This window comes from Aliirhizobium wenxiniae (assembly GCF_019511445.1).
In the GTDB taxonomy this organism is placed as follows: Bacteria; Pseudomonadota; Alphaproteobacteria; order Rhizobiales; family Rhizobiaceae; genus Neorhizobium; species Neorhizobium wenxiniae_A.
In genome coordinates, this window is the sequence record NZ_JAEUAN010000020.1 from 1 (window position 1) to 18,827 (window position 18,827).

At 60.5% G+C, this 18,827-nt stretch carries 19 protein-coding genes; 8 read left to right on the forward strand and 11 right to left on the reverse strand.

Annotated features, from left to right (window positions below):
- The 3 genes from JNB91_RS21875 to JNB91_RS21885 form a co-directional block, all read right to left on the reverse strand.
- The coding region (locus tag JNB91_RS21875) for a heavy-metal-associated domain-containing protein (protein ID WP_220327603.1) at positions 1–455 on the reverse strand (455 nt) is incomplete at its 3' end.
- A 155-nt stretch (positions 456–610) separates the two neighbouring features.
- The gene (locus tag JNB91_RS21880) at positions 611–1,720 is read right to left on the reverse strand and encodes a helix-turn-helix transcriptional regulator (protein ID WP_220327604.1); all 1,110 of its coding nucleotides are present in this window, start codon (positions 1,718–1,720) and stop codon (positions 611–613) included.
- Positions 1,721–1,877: 157 nt separating this feature from the next.
- On the reverse strand, positions 1,878–2,339 hold the full coding sequence (locus tag JNB91_RS21885) for a YcgN family cysteine cluster protein (protein WP_220327605.1): 462 nt from the start codon (positions 2,337–2,339) through the stop codon (positions 1,878–1,880).
- 192 nt (positions 2,340–2,531) lie between these two features.
- On the opposite strand from JNB91_RS21885, the gene JNB91_RS21890 reads away from it, so the two are divergent.
- A complete protein-coding gene (locus JNB91_RS21890) occupies positions 2,532–4,787 on the forward strand; it encodes a transglycosylase domain-containing protein (RefSeq protein ID WP_220327606.1) in 2,256 nt (751 codons plus the stop codon).
- A 201-nt stretch (positions 4,788–4,988) separates the two neighbouring features.
- Here the strand turns inward: JNB91_RS21890 and JNB91_RS21895 are convergent, their stop codons facing one another.
- Positions 4,989–5,345, reverse strand: coding sequence for an endonuclease domain-containing protein (locus tag JNB91_RS21895; protein WP_220327607.1), 357 nt, complete (start codon positions 5,343–5,345; stop codon positions 4,989–4,991).
- Between the two features lie 309 nt (positions 5,346–5,654).
- Between JNB91_RS21895 and JNB91_RS21900 the strand changes: the two genes are divergently transcribed.
- Both JNB91_RS21900 and JNB91_RS21905 read left to right on the forward strand, forming a co-directional pair.
- Positions 5,655–6,242 carry a DUF1214 domain-containing protein gene (locus JNB91_RS21900; protein ID WP_220327608.1) on the forward strand — a complete coding sequence of 196 codons (588 nt, stop codon included), beginning with the start codon at positions 5,655–5,657 and terminating at the stop codon, positions 6,240–6,242.
- Positions 6,235–6,840, forward strand: coding sequence for a DUF1254 domain-containing protein (locus JNB91_RS21905; protein WP_220327609.1), 606 nt, complete (start codon positions 6,235–6,237; stop codon positions 6,838–6,840). The genes JNB91_RS21900 and JNB91_RS21905 overlap by 8 nt, the downstream gene beginning before the upstream one ends.
- 66 nt (positions 6,841–6,906) lie before the next feature.
- On the opposite strand, the gene JNB91_RS21910 is transcribed toward JNB91_RS21905, so the two are convergent.
- On the reverse strand, positions 6,907–7,095 hold the full coding sequence (locus tag JNB91_RS21910; protein ID WP_220327610.1) for a hypothetical protein: 189 nt from the start codon (positions 7,093–7,095) through the stop codon (positions 6,907–6,909).
- Positions 7,096–7,729: 634 nt separating this feature from the next.
- Here JNB91_RS21910 and JNB91_RS21915 point away from each other — a divergent pair.
- Positions 7,730–8,788, forward strand: a complete 1,059-nt coding sequence (locus JNB91_RS21915; RefSeq protein WP_220327611.1) for a DUF2336 domain-containing protein — start codon at positions 7,730–7,732, stop codon at positions 8,786–8,788.
- A gap of 3 nt (positions 8,789–8,791) precedes the next feature.
- Here JNB91_RS21915 and JNB91_RS21920 read toward each other — a convergent pair whose 3' ends face one another.
- A complete protein-coding gene (locus tag JNB91_RS21920) occupies positions 8,792–9,139 on the reverse strand; it encodes a DUF1491 family protein (RefSeq protein WP_220327612.1) in 348 nt (115 codons plus the stop codon).
- Positions 9,140–9,764: 625 nt separating this feature from the next.
- Here JNB91_RS21920 and JNB91_RS21925 point away from each other — a divergent pair.
- The gene (locus tag JNB91_RS21925; RefSeq protein ID WP_220327613.1) at positions 9,765–10,301 is read left to right on the forward strand and encodes a hypothetical protein; all 537 of its coding nucleotides are present in this window, start codon (positions 9,765–9,767) and stop codon (positions 10,299–10,301) included.
- A gap of 71 nt (positions 10,302–10,372) precedes the next feature.
- Here the strand turns inward: JNB91_RS21925 and JNB91_RS21930 are convergent, their stop codons facing one another.
- On the reverse strand, positions 10,373–11,605 hold the full coding sequence (locus tag JNB91_RS21930; RefSeq protein ID WP_220327614.1) for a peptidoglycan-binding domain-containing protein: 1,233 nt from the start codon (positions 11,603–11,605) through the stop codon (positions 10,373–10,375).
- Entirely contained in the window at positions 11,577–13,157 is a 1,581-nt protein-coding gene (locus JNB91_RS21935; RefSeq protein ID WP_346269380.1) for a sensor histidine kinase, read from the reverse strand. Before JNB91_RS21935 ends, JNB91_RS21930 begins: the two co-directional genes overlap by 29 nt.
- Before the next feature lie 469 nt (positions 13,158–13,626).
- Here JNB91_RS21935 and JNB91_RS21940 point away from each other — a divergent pair, with 469 nt between their 5' ends.
- Positions 13,627–14,076, forward strand: coding sequence for a DUF5330 domain-containing protein (locus JNB91_RS21940; protein WP_220327615.1), 450 nt, complete (start codon positions 13,627–13,629; stop codon positions 14,074–14,076).
- A 446-nt stretch (positions 14,077–14,522) separates the two neighbouring features.
- Positions 14,523–15,395 carry a LysR family transcriptional regulator gene (locus JNB91_RS21945; protein ID WP_220327616.1) on the forward strand — a complete coding sequence of 291 codons (873 nt, stop codon included), beginning with the start codon at positions 14,523–14,525 and terminating at the stop codon, positions 15,393–15,395.
- Between the two features lie 126 nt (positions 15,396–15,521).
- On the opposite strand, the gene nhaA is transcribed toward JNB91_RS21945, so the two are convergent.
- Positions 15,522–16,727 (reverse strand): Na+/H+ antiporter NhaA, encoded by a 1,206-nt coding sequence (nhaA, locus tag JNB91_RS21950; RefSeq protein ID WP_220327730.1) that lies wholly within the window; start codon positions 16,725–16,727, stop codon positions 15,522–15,524.
- 280 nt (positions 16,728–17,007) lie between these two features.
- Here nhaA and JNB91_RS21955 point away from each other — a divergent pair, with 280 nt between their 5' ends.
- The gene (locus JNB91_RS21955; protein WP_220327617.1) at positions 17,008–17,430 is read left to right on the forward strand and encodes a SufE family protein; all 423 of its coding nucleotides are present in this window, start codon (positions 17,008–17,010) and stop codon (positions 17,428–17,430) included.
- Here JNB91_RS21955 and JNB91_RS21960 read toward each other — a convergent pair.
- Positions 17,427–18,320, reverse strand: coding sequence for a DUF6456 domain-containing protein (locus JNB91_RS21960; RefSeq protein WP_220327618.1), 894 nt, complete (start codon positions 18,318–18,320; stop codon positions 17,427–17,429). The genes JNB91_RS21955 and JNB91_RS21960 overlap by 4 nt on opposite strands.
- The gene (locus JNB91_RS21965) at positions 18,317–18,775 is read right to left on the reverse strand and encodes a helix-turn-helix domain-containing protein (RefSeq protein ID WP_346269381.1); all 459 of its coding nucleotides are present in this window, start codon (positions 18,773–18,775) and stop codon (positions 18,317–18,319) included. Before JNB91_RS21965 ends, JNB91_RS21960 begins: the two co-directional genes overlap by 4 nt.
- Between the last annotated feature and the right edge of the window lie 52 nt (positions 18,776–18,827).

The window sequence follows — 18,827 nt, forward strand, 5'->3', positions numbered from 1 at the left end:
TCCCCACCCTCCCCACGAGGGGGAGGGCTTAACCCAGCCGATCCGCTTTGCCCCAAGTGAGGCAGGCGATCGCCGCGACTGTTCTCCCCCCTTGTGGGGGAGATGGCCGGCAGGCCAGAGGGGGCGTTTCTGCTCGGAGCGCTTTCCGCTCCAAGTCCATCCACCACCATCCCCGCCTCACGCAGTGCATGGTCCATCGCACCCGCCGGCACTTCAAATCCGAGCTTGTGGATCGCCTTTTCCAGCGCCTGCGGATCGAACCCCTCGCCCGTCTCGACGGTGAGTTTCTTCGTCGCGAAATTGACGGCGCTCGTCTTGACGCCCGGCAGCCTGGCGGCGCCGGTTTCGACCCGCCGCACGCAGGAGGCACAGGTCATGCCCTCGACAGGAATGGTCAATGGACCGGCTGCGCCGGAAATGGTGTGTAAAGGGTGCTGGTTCGTAGATGCTGGCATGGAGATGCGATCCTTTCGCATCCGCATGTAAGGCTTCCCATCATGGGAAGGTCAAGGACAGGATGAAATTATTCCCAGCGACGAAAACGCACGGCCTCCGGAGCACTTGCCGACGCAACGTCGGTTCGCGTCTTTGATGGACTTGATCAGAAAGTCTACCGACCGCCCGGACCGAAGCCCGGCGGGCTGAGGCCCGAGAGCAGCAAAACAAGTTCGGGCTGCCGGGTCGTACCGGTTTTCTGCATGATCCGCTTCAGGTGTGAGCGTGCCGTCTCAAGCGAGATATTCAGCGAGGCCGCAACCATTTCCGGCGTATGAGCCATGGCGATGCCGCGCGCCACCTTGGCTTCGGCGGGGGTCAGGTCGAAGAGGCCGCAAAGAACCCGCATATCCGGCGGCCCCACCTGCCCGACCTGGGTGACGCACAGGACGGCCATGGAACGGGAGAAGATGTCGCGTGCAGCGCGGCGAACCGGCATGAGATGCAGGATCAGCGGCGGCGTTCCATCCCGCAGGGACACCATGGGCACCGACTGGACGGTCGGCACGGCTTGCGACTTGTAGCGTTCGATCGCTTCGTCAAACAGGGCACGAGCGCCAGCGCTTTCGAGAACGATCCTGTCATTGGCGCCGGTGCGAATGCGCGGCGACAGTGCTTCAAGCTCGGGATTGGCCGCAAGCATCTGGCCGGCATCGCCGATGACGGCAGCAGGCAGGCCGAGCATGGAGAGCGTCTCGGTCATCGAACGCGCCTCGTTGAAGGCGAGCCTTGAGGCCATATAGGCGGCGCGGGCGAGATCCGGTTTCAGGTCGTTCAGCTTATTGATCTGCGCATGGGAGAAATTATCGAGCCCGGTTTTGCGCATCAGGGTGATGACGATCACATGGCCGGTCGGCTCCTGAAAGGCCCAGCCGGCCTCCCAGTCGATGCCATGCGGCTTTAAGAATTCGCGGGCAATGACATCGCCCTGCATCTCTTCCGGCGTCAGGATGTCGGAGGTGCGAACGAAGGAAAAAGGCGAGACCTGCATGGCGCGCGCCGGGCGCGGGTTCTGCAGTCTCAGATCGCTTGCAACGAATTTGGCGAAGAGGTCGGCGATGTTGGGCGTGGTGACGTAACGATGATTGCCGCTCGCATCGACAGTGAAGATCGAGGCTGTCGATGACCCCGCCTCCGCCGCCAGCCGTTCGCAAGTCTCCGTCCAGAGTTCGGGGACAAGGGCTGCCTCATAAAGGCGATCTGCGAGAGTGCTTTGAGCATTCATCGAGTGAAATCACGATTTTCGACAGTTGCAACGATACATATCAGTGCCTCAATAGACAATATATGCGTCAAACAACATAGAAGAATGCGATTTATTCGCAGAAAATGCTTTGTACGGTTTCGTACACCCGCGCTCGAAACCTGTGCTTTAACTTCGTTTAACGTTCACCACCGACCTTCAGCGGCCAGTCGACAACATAGTCTTCAAAGTCATCTACATCGACGTCAGCCTCGCTGACAGTGCGTCCGCGCGCCGAGATTCCGGCCTGATGCACCGTCTCCGGATCGCCGGACACGAGCGGATGCCACCAATACAAATCCTCGCCATCGCGCACGAGGCGATAACCGCAGGTCGGCGGCAGCCAGTGGATGTCACGCACTTCCTGCGGTGTCAGCTGGATGCAGTCGGGCACGGTTTTCTGACGGTTGGGATAGTCGCTGCAGCGACAGGTCGTGCCGTCGAGCAGCCGACAGGCAACCGAGGTGAAGACCACGTCGCCCGTGTCCCAGTCCTCCAGCTTGTTGAGACAACAGAGACCACAGCCATCACACAGGCTTTCCCATTCGCCCTGGGTCAGTTCGTCGAGGGACTTCAGTTTCCAGAAAGGTACGTCGTTCATCATCACATTTGCGGCAATCGGATACAAATCGTGTCGGCCGCCCTTTTCACCTTGCGATTTTGCAATCGCGCATCAACCAATTGTCAGCTAATGCTGATTAACCGTGGCCAGCTTATGCTCTTGATCGCTGTCAGGGGCCACGTCAAGCCAAACGCGAAAGCTGATTAAGCCTTTGCGGACGGGGAGGATAGAGTGCAGGACGAACGCCAGCCAGACGAGGAACGGCCACGCAAGAAGCGCCATATCCTGCTGCGTATCGATTCCTGGATCGATTCGACCGTCTGGAATCTCGGCTTCAAGCTGGCTGAGGCCTGGGAAGAGATCACCATATTCTTCCGCCGTTTTCGCGTTCGCGGCTGGAAAAAGCTGGCCTTCGAGGCTGCCGGTGAGGCGATGACGCTCGGTACCGCCGGTTCGGTCGTGCTGCTTGCGCTGGCGCTTCCCGCATTCGAAGAAACCAAGGAAGACTGGAAAAACCGCGGCGATTTCGCCGTCACATTCCTCGACCGCTACGGCAATGTGGTCGGCCATCGCGGCATCATCCATGAGGATTCCGTGCCGATCGACGAGTTGCCGGATCATCTGATCAAGGCGGTTCTGGCAACCGAAGACCGTCGCTTCTTCGATCATTACGGCATCGATTTCATCGGGCTTGGCCGTGCGCTTTCCGAAAACGCCAAGGCGGGCGGCGTCGTGCAGGGCGGCTCGACGCTGACCCAGCAGCTGGCGAAGAACCTGTTTCTTACCAACGAGCGATCGCTGGAGCGCAAGATCAAGGAAGCGTTTCTCGCCGTATGGCTGGAAGTGAACCTTTCAAAGAAAGAGATCCTGTCGCTCTATCTCGACCGCGCCTATATGGGCGGCGGCACGTTCGGGGCGGCAGCCGCTTCGCAGTTCTATTTCGGCAAGAAGATCACCGATGTCAGTCTGGCGGAAAGCGCCATGCTGGCCGGCCTGTTCAAGGCGCCGGCGAAATACGCCCCGCATGTCAACCTACCGGCGGCGCGCGCCCGCGCCAACGACGTTCTGTCCAATCTGGTGCAAAGCGGGATGATGTCCGAAGGTCAGGTGATCGGCGCACGCCGCAATCCGGCGACCGCAATCGACCGCGCCGATGTGAAATCGCCCGACTATTTCCTCGACTGGGCCTTCGACGAAGTGCAGCGACTGGCCAAGGAAGGCAAGATCAAGGATCACTCGCTGGTGGTTCGCACCACCGTCGATATGGGTCTGCAGCAAGCTGCGGATGCTGCAATGGAATCCAGCCTGCGCGAGTTCGGCGAAGGCTACAAGGTCAAACAGGGTGCGATGGCGATGATCGAGAACGGCGGTGCCGTTCGCGCCATGGTCGGCGGCCGGGATTATGGCGAAAGCCAGTTCAACCGCGCAGCCAAGGCGCTGCGCCAGCCGGGTTCATCCTTCAAGCTGTTCACCTATTCGGCCGCCATGGAACACGGCATGACGCCGGAAACGATGATTTCCGACGCGCCGATCACCTGGCGCGGATGGTCCCCGCAGAACTATGCACGCTCCTACAAGGGCCGCGTCTCGCTTTTGACCGCCATGTCGCAATCGCTCAATACCGTGCCGGTGCGGCTTGCCAAGGATGTGCTCGGCACCAAGGTTATCGTCGAGACCGCCAAGGCGATGGGCGTCGAGACGCCGCTGCGCATGGACAAGACGATCCCGCTCGGCACGTCGGAAGTGACCGTTCTCGACCAGGCGACGGCCTATGCCGTGATGCCGGCCGGCGGCATGCAGTCACGCCGCCACGGCATCGAGCAGGTTCTTGGTTATGGCGGCGAGGTTCTCTACGACTTCAACCGCGATGAGGCGCCCGCCACCCGCGTGCTTTCCGAAAAAGCAACGTCATCGATGAACCGCATCCTGACGCAGATCCCGGTGATCGGTACGGCGCGGCGTGCAGCGCTTGACGGCGGGATCGTGACGGGCGGCAAGACGGGGACGTCGCAGAGCTATCGCGATGCCTGGTTCATCGGCTTTACCGGCAATTACACGACCGCCGTCTGGTTCGGGAACGACGACTTTACCTCGATGAACAACATGACCGGCGGCGCACTGCCGGCCATGACGTTCAAGAAGCTGATGGATTACGCGCATCAGGGCATCGAGTTGCGCGCCATCCCCGGCATCGACAATCCGCTTCCGACCGGAAACCACAAACAAGGCAGCGATGCAGTGGCGGAGAAGAAGGCCGAAGATCCGGCGCTGATGGCGCTGACACGGCCACGCTCGCTCTCGGGCGAGACCACCCGCGTGCTGAAGCAGCTGGCGCAATCGCTGAAAAGCGCTCCGCCGCTGGTGGCCGGTGTGGAAAAGGTCGCCGAAGCGACAAGGCCGGCAGCGGGCTTGAGGCAGGGATCGGGTGACGGCTTGCGCAAGGGGACGGCGGTGGTGAGCCCGGTGGTGACGAATTCGGTGCCTTGAGGGGAACCTGCCGGAAGGCCTGTCCCCTCACTTGCGATTTCTAACACTTAGCCTTCGGCTAAGATGTTGAAATCGCTTTCTCTCCCACAGGGGGAGAGATACCGGTGCGGCACTCTCGACGCTTTACCTCTCCCCCTGTGGGAGAGGTTACAAAATCAAGATCTTAGCGAAGCTAAGTCTTAGATTTTGTTGGTGAGGGGATCACTCGCCCGGATTTCTCAACTCATCTCTTATCGTGAGAATGACACCATCGAGGCCCCTCACCACGTCATCATTCCAGAACCGCAGGATGCGAAAGCCCTGTGATCGGAAAAATGCATCACGGACAGCATCCGACCTGCTTTGCGCATGCTGTCCGCCATCGACTTCGATAATGAGTTTCGCATCGAAACAGACGAAATCGAGAATGTAGTTCTGCAACGGCATCTGGCGGCGGTATTTGAACCCTTCCAACCTGCGATCGCGGATTTCCTGCCAAAGCATGTTCTCGGCCTTTGTCGAATCTATCCGCATATCGCGAGCGCGACGGCGATTGATCGGCGGAGGCTCGTGGCGCATGATCTTTTCCCGAAAACATGAGAAGGATAGCAGCAGCGGAGCGTTTGGATAAGCTGCAAATCCCCTCACTTGCGATTTCTGAAACTTAGCCTTTGGCTAAGATTTCGAAATCGCTTTCTCTCCCACAAGGGGAGAGATACCGGTGCGGCAAACTCGGCGCCCTACCTCTCCCCTTGTGGGAGAGGTTACAAAATCAAGATCTTAGCCAAAGGCTAAGTCTTAGATTTTGTTGGTGAGGGGATACCTTCCCCCCCACCAGAATCAATGCTAATCCTGCCCGCACCGTCTTGCCGAGGACCAAGCCAGCCCGTGTTCCGTGTTCCCTTTCTCGTCGCAATCGCGCTTGCAATCGCCTTTTCGGGCGGGATCTGGTCGACCCGGGTGGCGCTCGATGCCACGATCGGTTTTGGCGCGATCAAGCTCGGCGCATGGGAAGCCTTTCCGGAGGCGCAGACGGAAAATGCCGATCCTTACGCAAAGTCGCACCGCGCCAATGCCGGAAAGCTGCTCTATGCCACGGCAGAGGGTTTGAGCTTTACCGCTGCGACCGACGACAGCGGTGCGCGGCTTTCGGGAAACTGCGCCTATCAACTGACCGGCCAGACGCCGAGCGCGCGATATTGGACGCTGTTTGCGACCGGACCGGACGGGCGGCCGCCGGCAGCCGACGCGGACCTGCCCTCCTCTCTCAACTCCCGGATGGTGGGGCGTGAGCCGGACGGTTCGCTCAACATCACGATCGCTTCGCGGGCGCATTCCGGTAACTGGCTGGCGATCCCGGCGCAGGGGCAGTTTCGCCTGACGCTGACCCTGCTCGATACGCCGGCTGCTGGAAGTTCCGGCCTGATCGACCTTGCCATGCCGGCCATTCGCAGGATCGGATGCGGCAATGTCTAGGCTCTTCGGCTTCCTTTCGCTGCGCCGCGATTTCCTGTGGCTGAAGATCCTGTTTGCGATCCTCACAGGGCTTGTGGGGGCAGCACTTCTGCACCTGATCATCGTCTTTTCGCTGCCGCAATTCTCGCAGCGCGACGCCTATACGCGCATCATCGCGGAAGGAGAGAGCCACCGCTTCTACAGGCTCGGCGAACAGCCGGACCGGGCGGGCCTTTCCAAGGAAGACCCGATGATGGAGGTTTCAGCCTGCTCCTTCGATATCAGCGAATTGCCCGTCAGGCTGACGGCGCCGAATGGCGGCGTACCCTTCTGGTCGCTCGGAGTCTTCGATGCTTCATCGAACGAGACATTCTCGATCAACGACCGCACCTCGGCGGATCATGTTCTGGATGTGGTGGTCGGCACGCCGGCGCAGCTTGCAGCGCTTCGCAAGAGCCTGCCGAGAGGGTTTGCCCAGACCGTGCTGGTCGAGACGCAGCAGACGGAAGGTTATGCCGTGCTGAGGAGTTTCGTGACGCATAAAAGCGTCATTCCGGTCGTGTCGAAATTTCTCGATCAGGCAACCTGCGCTCCGTTCCAGTGGCGGACCAGAGGCTAGAGCCTTTCCTGGCATGCGCAATTGCGGACGCAAAACCGGCTTCCACTTTTGCTGGAATTGCTTGGTTCAGTTCTGCTCGATACGAATAGCGTGATTTTCCGCCTTGCGATCCATGCGATCGTCGAAACGTTCGTAACGGACGCCGGTGAACATCACGATCTCGCCCGCAAGAGCAAGGTTTGAGGCATCGGTCGGTGTCGAGACCTTCCGGCCTTTCCGATCTCGCCAGACATTCATTGCCACTATCTCTGCCATGCTCGTCTCCATTCAAGGGATCGAGACGGATGAAGACGGTTCGATTTCACCCTGCCCTTTCGGGCCGACGCATCCGTGGATATTACCGCAAGTCACCCACGAACATTCACGCCGTTCTCGTCAAAGCGCCTTTCTTTCACCAGGCACAGCGACATCTCATCTACCGGGTCCGCCTGAACCGGCAGGTAGCAGCGACACCCGGCCGACTGCCTTTTTCCGGCTTGATGGCCGGTCATGACCTCGAGTGAAGCCACAACGCGGTTAACAAGAGGTTAACGCTAAAACAGCGACCGCTGGAAATGCGCTCTTTACACCCGCTCCATAACGCGGTGTTGCAGATTTGGTTCAGTGCGGCCGCCCGGAAACTGCGACCTGCCTTTAGAAACCGGAGATCTTGCCTGTCCCGCCTGTGGACGATGTGTGCCGAAACGCGTCGTCTTCACCGGATATTAACCCTGTTAGGCATAGCATTACCTCACCTAGGCAAGCATCGAAACCGGCTGAAAAGCCGGCCGAGACGGCAAGCCCACCGGGAGTTTCCAAGGTAAGGTAGATGACGTGTCGGCTGCCCTGCGGCGGCCAAACGCATTTGTCGGCACCTCTGTTCTTGTATTGCGTTTCAAAGAGTTTGCCCGTGACGAGTGAGTTTCGAGATCTGGAGAGACCGCAGGCGCTGCGCAGGAAGGACGTTGTGCTGATGGCAACGGTGACGAGCTTTGAAGAGCTCTCCCATCCGACACGTTCGGAACTGCGGCAATTCGCCGAACTCTTCATGCCGATCTTTTCCGCCTCATCCGACGAGGCCCGCCGACAGGCGGTTGCAGCCCTTGCGCAGTCTTCCAACGTTCCTCCCGCCGTCGCCTTCTTTCTCGGCAGCCAGCCGATCGCCGTGGCAGCCCCGTTTCTGATCGCATCGACCTGCCTTTCCGACGAGGCGCTGATCACGATCGCCCGCTGCCAGGGCGCAGATCACGCGCGCACCATCGTGCGCCGCGCAGCCCTTTCGCCGACCGTCATCGACGCGCTTGTGGGCCTGCGGCCGGAAGAGGCACGACAGTCTAAGGCTGCCATCGAGGCAACAGAGACCCGCCCCGAGCCCGCCGGGATGCCGATGAGCAACCCGGTGGCCGATACGGGTCGGCTGGCGCGCGAGGAAGATCTGCGCCGCCGGATCAAGCTGCTTGCAGGCCATGTGGAGCGGGCGGAAGACGACCGTCTGGGGTTGCGCAGCCTGTCAGACGTGCAGCAGGCGCTTCTGGCGCGCTTTGCACGCAACCGCGAAGCCATTTTTCTCGTCACCGCGCTTGCGGATATTCTGACGACCAGCCGCTGGCTTGCCGAGCGCATCCTGCTCGATCTCTCCGGCCGCCAGCTTGCCACCGTGTTGAAAAGCCTCGGCATGCGGCTCGCCGACGCGACCTATATCCTGACCCGCCTCTACGGCCATCTGGCCGAAGCGACCGATGGCGTGTCCGAGGCCGAAAGCCTGTGGCAATCGCTGAACGAGGACGAGTGCCATGCGCGGGTAGAAGCGTGGCGCAGGGCCGACCGCTATACCTATGGCGCGGATCAGGCGGCTTCCGGCATGTTTTCCGGCGCAGATACGGATGGCGCCACCGGCTTTGTCGATGACCGCCCCTTGCGCACCTCGGCCACGGTGCGCCGCAGCGCTTCCGGTTTCCGCATCCGCTAAAGCTTACCGATCCGGCTTTACGACCGGAAACAGATCGCCAAGATCGTCGATCTCCAGTTCCACCAGCCACAGATCGGGATCGAAACGGATTTCTCTGTCGAGCGCCTCGCGCATGACATCCGGCTCGGCGCGCTCAAGCCGCGTCTCGAACTTGCGGCTGCCGTCATCCTCGCTGGCAAAGAAGTTTTGGGGTGCCGGCGCATAGAGGCTTTCCAGCCCATCGCGAAACCGCTGCCGGATAAAGATCGCCCCCGCCTCCTCCGCCCCCTTATGCTCAACCGCCGCAAAGCCGCCGAGACCGAAGACGCGGCGAATGAGAGCGGAGACATAGATATCGGAACGGAGACGCATGAGGGAGTGAATAGGATGGATTTGGGGCGGAGGCAAATGGGGGAAGAAGGCGCGAAACTGTCTTTAGCCCACTCGGCTATTGTGTGATAGTCGAGAGACTACCCAATATCTAGCAAGACAGAGCGCTCCCATTTCAATGCACAATGATCCCACTTGCCATTGCCGCGTCTGTGGATTGCGACAACCGTACCCTCAGTACGGAGAAGACGGAAATTGCCCCACTTACGAAATATGCCCCTGTTGTGGGGTCGAGTTCGGTTATGAGGATGAGACGGTCCAGAGTGCTCAGGCATTTCGCAAGACATGGATCAACAGTGGTTCGAAATGGGTCTATGTTCAGGAAACACCTGAAAACTGGTCACCAGAACAGCAGATGGCCGGTATACCGGAAACATTCAAATGAATGGCCCTAACCCATATGGCGCCATGAAAGCTTTGATTAACCTACTCAATGGCAGGAGGAGAGTTCGATAGCTACTGGCCCGATGACCCAACCGATTTTTGTATCGGCATGGATGTAATCTGCTGCCCCGGTAAATCCGGCAGCGCTCTTCCGTATGCCCCTCCCCGCGCAAGAATGGGCCCGGCAAGAATTTGATAACATCTCTTCTCCAAGAACATGGAGATGACGAATACAAATCATTCACGCCCGCGTCGGCATCTCTTGCGCGTGATCGCAGGTGGCCTTTGGGCCTTATCCCTGAATATCCAGACAGCCATTGCGGCACCGGTCGATATGACGGCCGGCAAGCTGTTCGATATCTGTGCGGCAGCGAGCGTGCAGGTTGCGGGCGAAAGAGGCGACGCGCTTGGTTGGCAAAAGCTGTCCGATGCGGAAACCGAAGAGTGGCGCAATACGTTCATCGGTCATGATGCCGGTTCTGTGGACATGGTGGGCTGGCAGCGCAAGGCGGCAGGCCGGCCTGAATTCCTGTCATTCTGGACAAACGTTCGACTGCCTGGCCTCAAGACCTGTTCCTATTCGACCCCAAACGCGGCGGGGCTTCTCGACGGCATGGCGGAACGGCTGGGGCCTGCCGATAATCTCGACAGGGACGATGCGGCAAAGAGCGTCACGGCCTTGTGGCTGCGTGATGGCGTCGAATATTCCTTCGTCCAGGTCCGTTCTTCAGCGATCGTGACGATCAGCCCGCAACGCTGAAGCACCGGTCGCAAGCAATCCTGCCACGACATCAGCTCGCCTTCTGAATGATGCGGTCAGCGATATCGCGTCTAAAGCGCGCCGATCGCCTTCAGTTTTTGCAGCACGACCGCGTCGGGTTCGCCGGTTTCGGGCAGGCGGTAGTGTTTCTGGAAGCGGCGGATGGCGGCTTTGGTCTGGGTGCCGGCGACGCCGTCGATCTCGACATCGGTATAGGCGATGTTCGACAGGCCTTTCTGGATCTGCAGCACCATCTGCGAGGCGGGGACGGGATCGGTTCGCTTGACCGCTTGGGTCGGCGCCGCGGCTATACGGCGTGCGCCCGAAATCTCTGCCGGGGGCGTCATCGCCGGCTGGCGCTCGGAGGAGCGGATGGCGGCGGTGATCGGGTCTTCGTTGCGGGCAGACGCCTTGACCTGCTGGACGACGGGCTGAGCCGTCGGGCGGGTTGCGGTTCTTTGCGCTTCCGCTCTGGGGGCTGCGGTTCGGGTGGCCTCCGCTCTTGGAGCCTGGCGCGGGATCGGGAGCGGTGCTGCCGTGACCTGAGTTTGCGGCTGTGCCTGAGGCAGACCTGCAGCCTGCCCCTGGTTTCTCGACTGTGACTGCAGGACGGCCAGCAGTTCTGGCGTGGCGACACCGCGCTGCGGCAGGCCGGAGGCCTCCTCGAAGAACAGGATGGCGCTTTCCGTGCGCGGTCCCATCAGGCCGTCATCGGTGCCCTGATAGATGCCGCGGCGGGCAAGTTCGCGCTGGATGCCGGCCACGAGTGCGGGATCCGTGGTTGCGGAAGCCGGTTGGCTGCTCTGTGCCTGGCCGGCGATGATCGAGCGAATGTCGTCCGCAGGTGCTGCGGCGGGTGCCGGTGCGGGCTGGGCCGTGGGCGAAGCGACGGTCTGACCGGGCGACGGCTGGCGGGGCGCTGCTTGCACCGGTGCCGTCTGCCCTCCAGCCGGGGCACGTTCGATGCGGAACGTGGTCACATCGGCCGGATTTGCTTCACGAAACTGGCGATAGCCGGCAATCGCATTCGGGTCGCTTGCATCCCGGGTCGCCAGGAAAGGCGACGGATGGCCGCCCGGCTGATACCAGAGCGCATTGGCGGCGACGAAGGAGAAGGCGACGATGAAGGTCGTGGCGTAGAGGGTGGCCTTGGGATTGCGGACAATCGCGCCGCCGATGCCGCGCGCAGAACTTCCCGCACCATAAAGGACGGCAGACCCCGCACCCGCAAGCATGCGGGTCGGAAGGCTTTGCTCCTTCACTGCCCGTCGCCCCTTAGGCGATTTTCGCTTCCGCGTGGTCATTTGCACATCCCAGATTAGTCGAGGTGATCTCCCCGCCGGACCGCTCCATCGCGGCCCCTTGCATCATGGCCTTTTCATCCACATTCTTCAACTGCACGGCATTCAGGCGCGGTGGGAACTCCACCGTTTCCGCCATCGTCTCATCATCGCCCGCCGCTTCGGGGCCGTCGAGCGGCAGCGAGATCGTCACGACGGTGCCCTCGCCCGGACGGCTGGAAATGGCAAACGTGCCGCGGTGGAGCGCAACAAGACCCTTTGTCAGCGCGAGGCCCAGACCGGTGCCTTCGTAATTGCGGCTGTAGCCGGCTTCCACCTGGGTGAAGGGCTGGCCGAGCGTGCCCAGCTTCTCCGGCGCAATGCCGATGCCGGTATCGCTGACGGTGACGATGAGATCGCGGCCACGCACGGCTGCATCCATCGACACGACGCCGCCGCGATCGGTGAATTTTATGGCGTTGCCGGCAAGGTTGATGAGGATCTGCTGCAGGGCGCGGCGATCGGCCTGGACTTCCGGCAGGCTACGCGAGACGCGTGCGGTCAGCGTGACGCCCTTGTCGCGGGCCTGCAGGTCCAGCATGGCGCGGCAGGTCTCGACCGCTTCGAAGGCCGCAAAGGGTTCGATCAGCAGCTCGTAACGGCCAGCCTCGATCTTCGACATGTCGAGCATGGTGTTGACGACCGACAGAAGATGGCCGCCCGACTGGCGGATGAGGCCGACATATTCGCGCTGCCGATCATTTGCCAGCTTGCCGAAATATTCGCCGGCCAGCACATCGGAAAAGCCAAGGATGGCGTTGAGCGGCGTGCGCAGCTCGTGGCTGACGGCGGCAAGAAAGCGCGATTTCGTTTCGTGCGCGGTGCGCGCCTCTTCCTGACGGTGCTCGGCCTCCTGGCGCAGCACCTCGTATTCGGAGACGTCGCGTGCCTGGGCGATCACCTGGACAAGGCTTCCCTCGCCATTGCGGATGGCGGTGAAATCGAAACGGACGAGAACGAACTGGCGGCCGTCTGCAGGCGAAAAGGTCTTTTGAACCCGCACATCGGTCTCGGCCCGCGATGCGCCCTGGCGCAGCATGTCGAAGGCCTGGAGAAGTGCGATCTGGTCCGACACATGCACGCGTTCGGCAAGGGTCACGCCCTGGCATTCGCGAATGGCGGAGGGGAATGCATGGGCATCACGGCCGCCGACTTTCAGCACCTGGCCCTGCGCGTCGAGCGACAGCATCAGGCCTGGGCAGGCATCGAAGCTCAGGTCTTCGCTGACGGCCGGCTGCGGCAGCGGACGGGCCCGCGAAAATGCGGCGGCTGCAACGATGAGGAAAGCGGAGGAGACGACGGCTGCACCGACAGGCAGAGCCAGAACAGGGCGCAGAAACGCTGTGAGACCGACCGGAATGGTGACGAGGGCGGCTCCTGCTGTCAGCACCATGCGGCGTAACAGCGTGATGTCGGTTCCCCGCACCACGTCGCCGCCAAGGCGCGCCAGCCAGCGTTCCGCGGTCTTGTCGACCACGTTCACGGCCTTCTCGCCAATGTTACCCAATACGCGCACTCAATACCCTGACACGAACTCGTTTTACGCGGTCACATTAGGCTTCCGCGGCTTAAGGAAAGGATAAAGTGTGTGATTCCCGACTTCTCCAAAAGCCCGCATTTCCGGCTTTGGCACAGAATGGGCCGCACTTCTCCAATCGTGGTTAACGGTCGGTAAGCGACGGATTTATCTCGATTTTTCCGTTGATGTTAACGATTGTGGCAAAGCGGCCGCGCCAAAACGCCTTGCCTTTCAGACCAGCGCTGCCTTTATGCTTAACGCGGATCGTTAAACTTTGAGACAAATGCCGCTCAGGATGATTCAAAACTGGATCCTGTGCCGGTTTAGTTCAAATTTTAGATAAATCCGAGCGGTCGCATCAAAGGGATATTTGCTTGCCGCCGGTACGTTGGTGTTCAGAAGCGGCACAGACCGCAACCCGGCAGAGATGCTCTGCTGTGGAAAAGAATGAGCGCAGGACAGGGCAATGTGGTTTCTGATCAAGGGAAGTGTCTTCTTTGCAGCCGTGCTGGTGGTGCTTTCATACTTCAGCAACAGGCCGCTTGACGTAAACGAGGGAGCCGGCGCCGTGCAGATGGGCGACGCGATCTCGGCTGCGACGGGCGCTTACAGCTATATTGCCGGGCTCTGCGCCGAAAAGCCGGATGTCTGTGAAAAAGGCGCCGAAACGCTTTCCGTGCTCGGTATCAGAGCCGCAGAGGGCGCGCATGTCGCCTTCGAACTGCTCGACAGCCATTTCAACAGCAAGCCTGACGATGCCGAGGCTGCCGATCTGGCGATGAAGCAGGATCCCGATCCGACCCCTTACCCGGCCGATGCGGTAAAAACCCAGTCGATCGCTTCGTCTGCCCCGATCCATACGGGTTCCGTGCCGCCCGCCTCCGTGCCGCTGCCGCAGAAACGCCCGGTGCAATAACCCGGCTTCACTCCGAATTTTACGACTTGCGCCGGGTGCCTGTGCCAACGGTTCCCGACGCCTGACTGCCCTCGAATTCAGCAATTGCTGGCGCCGCAAGGAGAAATCCTTGCGGCGATTTTTTTGGCTGAGGGGTGAGAGCAAGAAGGTATCGAGAGGCATTACCTCTCTAAACATCCTTCATCCGGATCATGGCCATCCCTGGATTTCTCGGCAGGCATTCGACCGAAAATGCCAAGGAGACCGACCAAAGCGCCGCCAGTCAGTTTTTGCAAGACGTGTAAACGAGAGCATCCGAGCGCGTAGAATTCCTCCTCAGTCATGTTCACCTGAGGGAGCGGGCGAATAATCGGCATCATGATCGTTTCCCGGCGTTTTCATTTCCGATATATTACCGGGATAAGATCGGCCCATCTGCGCCGATTTTCGCAGAGGGCATTTCATTTATGAAAGATGCGAACTGGGAAGATCTTCATTTATTCTACCATGTCGCCAAGGCTGGCGGATTGAATTCGGCGGTGGAAGAGAGTGGCGTCAGCGCGCCAACCCTGGGACGGCGCATGCTCGCACTTGAGCAGCAAACCGGCCTGAGCCTGTTCATCCGATCGCATAGCGGATACGTGCTGAGCCCGGAAGGCCGCACGCTATTTCAGAAAGTCAGGGCAATGAAGGCAGCGTCTCTGCCGGTGCAAGATATGTTATCGCACCAGGCAGATACACCTCTCATCCGCATCTCCGCAGGAACGGCGACAGCATCGTTTCTGGTCGACAAATTCAATCTTCTAAGCCGCCCGACAGACGGTTTTCGCCTGAACTTCGTCACAACCGAAGCCGTTCTCGATATAGCTCATCGCGAGATCGATATCGGCATCCGCAATCGTCCGCCGGAGGCGGGCAACCTTGCTTCTCGCAAACTCGCAGTTCTGCGGTTCGCGCCCTATCGCAGCTGGAATGCAGCCAACCCGGAACTGCTGGAATGGATTGCCGTGGATGCCACAAGCGCGCGTCACCCGGCAGCTCTGTGGCTTCATCGGCAGGGCTTGCCGATACGCGCTGCGGCAGGCTCCGTGGCAACGGTACACGCACTCGTCAAAGCCGGGGCCGGTATCGGCATCATGCCCTGCATGTATGCGGATTGCGACCCGACCCTGGCGCGCGCCGGACCGATCATAGAGGAGCTGACCGAAACGCAGTATCTTGTCACTCACGCCGACGATCGATCCCGGCCGCCGATCCGCAAACTGTGCGAGCGCATCGTTGCAATTTACCGCGACAATGCGGAATTGCTGGCCGGGGCGAAGCCGCTTCGCCCTGAATAATCAGCGAGACTCGCGATGTCGTTATGCCAACCGAAATATTTGATCGCCGGAAGCAAATTTCATCGTGTCCGGGCGGAATACTGAGGAGGCGTCGAACCGTCCTCAGCAATTGCAAGTCTCCTTCGGTCAGACCGCGCTGACACTTTTCGCCCCTCCCCGACGGCCAAAGACCGTCAGGAAAAGCGAGCCAATGATGCCTGCCACAACAGATCCTATCAAGATTCCGATCTTGGCGCTGTCCTGCATGGCCGGATCGTCGAAGGCCAGAAGCGCTATGAAGAGCGACATCGTGAAGCCGATGCCGCAAAGAAAGGCCACGCCTACCATCTGGCCCCAGCTTGCATGGGCCGGAAGGTCTGCGAGCCGCAGCTTGACGAGAACGGCCGTCGTTCCAAGCACGCCGACCAGTTTGCCGAAAACCAGGCCGCTGGCGACGCCGAGGGTGAGTGGCTCGACTAGCACCGACAGCGATACGCCGGCGAAGGAGACGCCCGCATTGGCAAAGCCAAAAATCGGCACGATCATGAATGCGACGGGCTTCTGCAGAGCATGCTCGAGCTTGTGGAGCGGCGATTCTTCATGGCTCGCCTCCGGTGCGGCAGGCGTGGCTTTCAGCGGAATGGTGAGCGCCAATATGACGCCGGCGAGCGTCGCATGGATCCCGGATGCGAAGACGAGAACCCAGAGAACCGCGCCGAGAGCCAGATAGGGCCACAATTGCCTGACGCCCGAGCGGTTGAAGATGATGAGATTGCCGATGACGATGGCGGCGGCGGCAAGGGCGAGCAGGTTCAGTTCATCCGTATAGAAGAGCGCGATGACGATGACCGCGCCGAGATCGTCGATGATCGCCAATGCCGCGAGAAAGATTTTCAGCGAGGCGGGAACGCGGCTTCCGAAGAGGGAAAGCACGCCGAGGGCAAAGGCGATATCGGTTGCGGTCGGGATCGCCCAGCCGCGAATGGCGGCCGGATCTGCACCGTTGAAATAGACATAGAACAGCGCCGGAAAGATCATTCCACCGGCGGCAGCGACGCCCGGCAGGATGCGTCGGCTCCAGCTCGACAGCTGGCCATCCAGCATCTCGCGCTTGATCTCCAGCCCGACGAGCAGGAAGAAGACCGCCATCAGGGCGTCGTTGATCCAGTGCTGGATGCTGAGCGGCCCGAGATAGATGTGCAGGACGTGAAAATAGGTTTCCGCCAACGGGGAATTCGCCGTCACGATGGCGAGTGCAGCAACGACCATCAGGATGATGCCGCCGGAAGCCTCGCTATCCAGAAACTGGCGAAGGGTGGATTGAATGCGGCCCTTGGGCGTTTTCGAAGACATTCTCGAAGACATGGGTTCGCGCTCCTTGTGAGAGGTTGATCGAAGTCTCCGTGGATTTCGGGGGAACCCGCAGCACCGCAGCACGCGCTTTGACCGAGCAATAATGGAATTTTATGTCAAATTTCCAGCAAAATCGGCTCTGGACAATAGATTGTGAGCGTGCCGGCTCGATTTCGGCGATGCCGCGAAGAGCAAGCTGCGGGAAAATGCGGCGATTTATTCTGTCATCGGCAGGCAAAACTCCTATATGGAGGGGAACAGACATTTACCGGACGACACCATGGCAGAGCTTTCCCAGATCATCGACGACTTCGCATTCCTGGACGAATGGGAAGATCGCTACCGCTATGTGATCGAACTCGGCAAGGCGTTGCCGGATCTCGCCGAGGCGCAAAAAACCTCCGAGAACAAGGTGCAGGGTTGCGCCAGCCAGGTATGGCTGGTCAGCCATGTGACGGATCAGAGCGCCGATCCGGTCATGACCTTCGAGGGCGATTCCGACGCGCATATCGTGCGCGGTCTCGTCGCCATCGTGCTTGCCACCTATTCCGGAAAACATGCCTCGGAAATTGTTGCCACCGATGCGATCGACATCTTCAACCAGATCGGCCTCGTGGAACATCTCTCCTCGCAGCGCGCCAACGGATTGCGCTCGATGGTCAAGCGCATCCGCGAAGAGGCACGCCTGAAGGCTGTGGCTTAAGAGGTCGGTCGAATACCGCCGCTGCCATAAGCCTCGGTGGTCGGGCGAAAATCCTGCGTCCCCCAGTGATGCCGCTTGCCGCGCTCGGACTGGCGCGGGGGCGGCGCGTAGTGGCGGGCCAGCGCCAGAAGTGCCGTACGCAACATCAGTTTGGCGGAGCGTGCCGGCCATTGCCGCTCGCGTTCCACCAGTTCCAGTCCCTTGCCGAAACAGCAGACATCAGCGGCAACGCCTGAAAGTTCCGGCCCCATCGCCTCCATCGCAGCGGAAAAACGCCGACGGGCTTCGATGGCGCTTGCGGCGATATCGGCAAGTCCGCCCCGTTCTCCCTTTCCGCGCGAGGAAAGCCGCGGCTCCCAGGACGAGGTGATGCGCGGCTGCAGCTGGGCGCGGGTAAAATCATCAAGCAGCTTTTCGCCGGCATCGATCGCATCTGCAGGAAAGAAAAGCGCGCCGGCCTTGTCTTTCAGGCGTTTCAGGCTCGATAGCGGGGTGTCGTCGAGATTGCGGCTAACCGCCTGGCGAGAGCCATCCATCTCCATCGTGGTTTTGACGATTTCACCGTGCTGACCGGCAAATCGATCCTCACCCTCGATGCCCGCCGCCACCAGGCTGCGGCGCAGAAAACTACGGGCTTCGGCTGTCGCTTCGACGCGGTTTTCCGACCGGCGGACGAGGCCAAGCGATACGGCCTGCCGCAACACGGCCTCGGAATAGGACCGCCGCTCCGTCCCGAGAAGGATGCTACTCGAAACGCCACTTTCGATCGTAAGCCCCCTGCCTGCGTTACCGACCACCTGCCGCACCAGCCTGACGAGACTTTTCGACGTGGCTGCGTGTGGCGATGCCTGGCCCACCTTCCCTTTCGACGTCTTCGAACCCTCACTCATAAGCGCCCCTCATGACCCGAGATATCGGCCGACTGGAAGACGGCGGTTGCCATGCGCTCGATTGCCGAGACGAACTCGTCGAAGGCAGCGTCATCACGCCGGTCCTCGACCACATGGCAGGCATGTCCGACAGTGGTGCGGTCCCGGCCGAAAGCGGCACCTATATCGCCAAACGGCATCCGGAGCGCCACATGGCAGACATACATGGCGATCTGCCGGACATGACAGGACGGCCTGCGCCGCTCGTGGCGCACGATAATCCGGTCGCTCAGGAGCGAGATGGTTTCGGCGGTGATCTGGCTGACGATACGGCAGACGATACGGGCCGGAAGGCTTGCGGGATAGATGGGGCTTGCATCGGCAACCAGCGGAACCGCGCCGATATTATAGGCGAGCGTGCCGATCCGCCCCTTGCCCGTCGGCGCCCCCCGTTTGTTCGAGATCTCAAAAGGCATGACAACTCCTTTTTGAATAGGAATTAATTCATACACCTTGAGGACGATTGGG

Coding starts and splice junctions, on each gene's coding strand:
- JNB91_RS21965 (WP_346269381.1), bottom strand. CDS start 18,775: ATGCCTTTTGAGATCTCGAACAAACGGGGGGCGCCGACGGGCAAGGGG.
- JNB91_RS21910 (WP_220327610.1), bottom strand. CDS start 7,095: ATGGCAGAGATAGTGGCAATGAATGTCTGGCGAGATCGGAAAGGCCGG.
- JNB91_RS21920 (WP_220327612.1), bottom strand. CDS start 9,139: ATGCGTCTCCGTTCCGATATCTATGTCTCCGCTCTCATTCGCCGCGTC.
- JNB91_RS21940 (WP_220327615.1), top strand. CDS start 13,627: ATGTGGTTTCTGATCAAGGGAAGTGTCTTCTTTGCAGCCGTGCTGGTG.
- JNB91_RS21880 (WP_220327604.1), bottom strand. CDS start 1,720: ATGAATGCTCAAAGCACTCTCGCAGATCGCCTTTATGAGGCAGCCCTT.
- JNB91_RS21885 (WP_220327605.1), bottom strand. CDS start 2,339: ATGAACGACGTACCTTTCTGGAAACTGAAGTCCCTCGACGAACTGACC.
- JNB91_RS21960 (WP_220327618.1), bottom strand. CDS start 18,320: ATGAGTGAGGGTTCGAAGACGTCGAAAGGGAAGGTGGGCCAGGCATCG.
- JNB91_RS21955 (WP_220327617.1), top strand. CDS start 17,008: ATGGCAGAGCTTTCCCAGATCATCGACGACTTCGCATTCCTGGACGAA.
- JNB91_RS21925 (WP_220327613.1), top strand. CDS start 9,765: ATGACGAATACAAATCATTCACGCCCGCGTCGGCATCTCTTGCGCGTG.
- JNB91_RS21930 (WP_220327614.1), bottom strand. CDS start 11,605: ATGACCACGCGGAAGCGAAAATCGCCTAAGGGGCGACGGGCAGTGAAG.
- JNB91_RS21895 (WP_220327607.1), bottom strand. CDS start 5,345: ATGCGCCACGAGCCTCCGCCGATCAATCGCCGTCGCGCTCGCGATATG.
- JNB91_RS21905 (WP_220327609.1), top strand. CDS start 6,235: ATGTCTAGGCTCTTCGGCTTCCTTTCGCTGCGCCGCGATTTCCTGTGG.
- nhaA (WP_220327730.1), bottom strand. CDS start 16,727: ATGTCTTCGAAAACGCCCAAGGGCCGCATTCAATCCACCCTTCGCCAG.
- JNB91_RS21945 (WP_220327616.1), top strand. CDS start 14,523: ATGAAAGATGCGAACTGGGAAGATCTTCATTTATTCTACCATGTCGCC.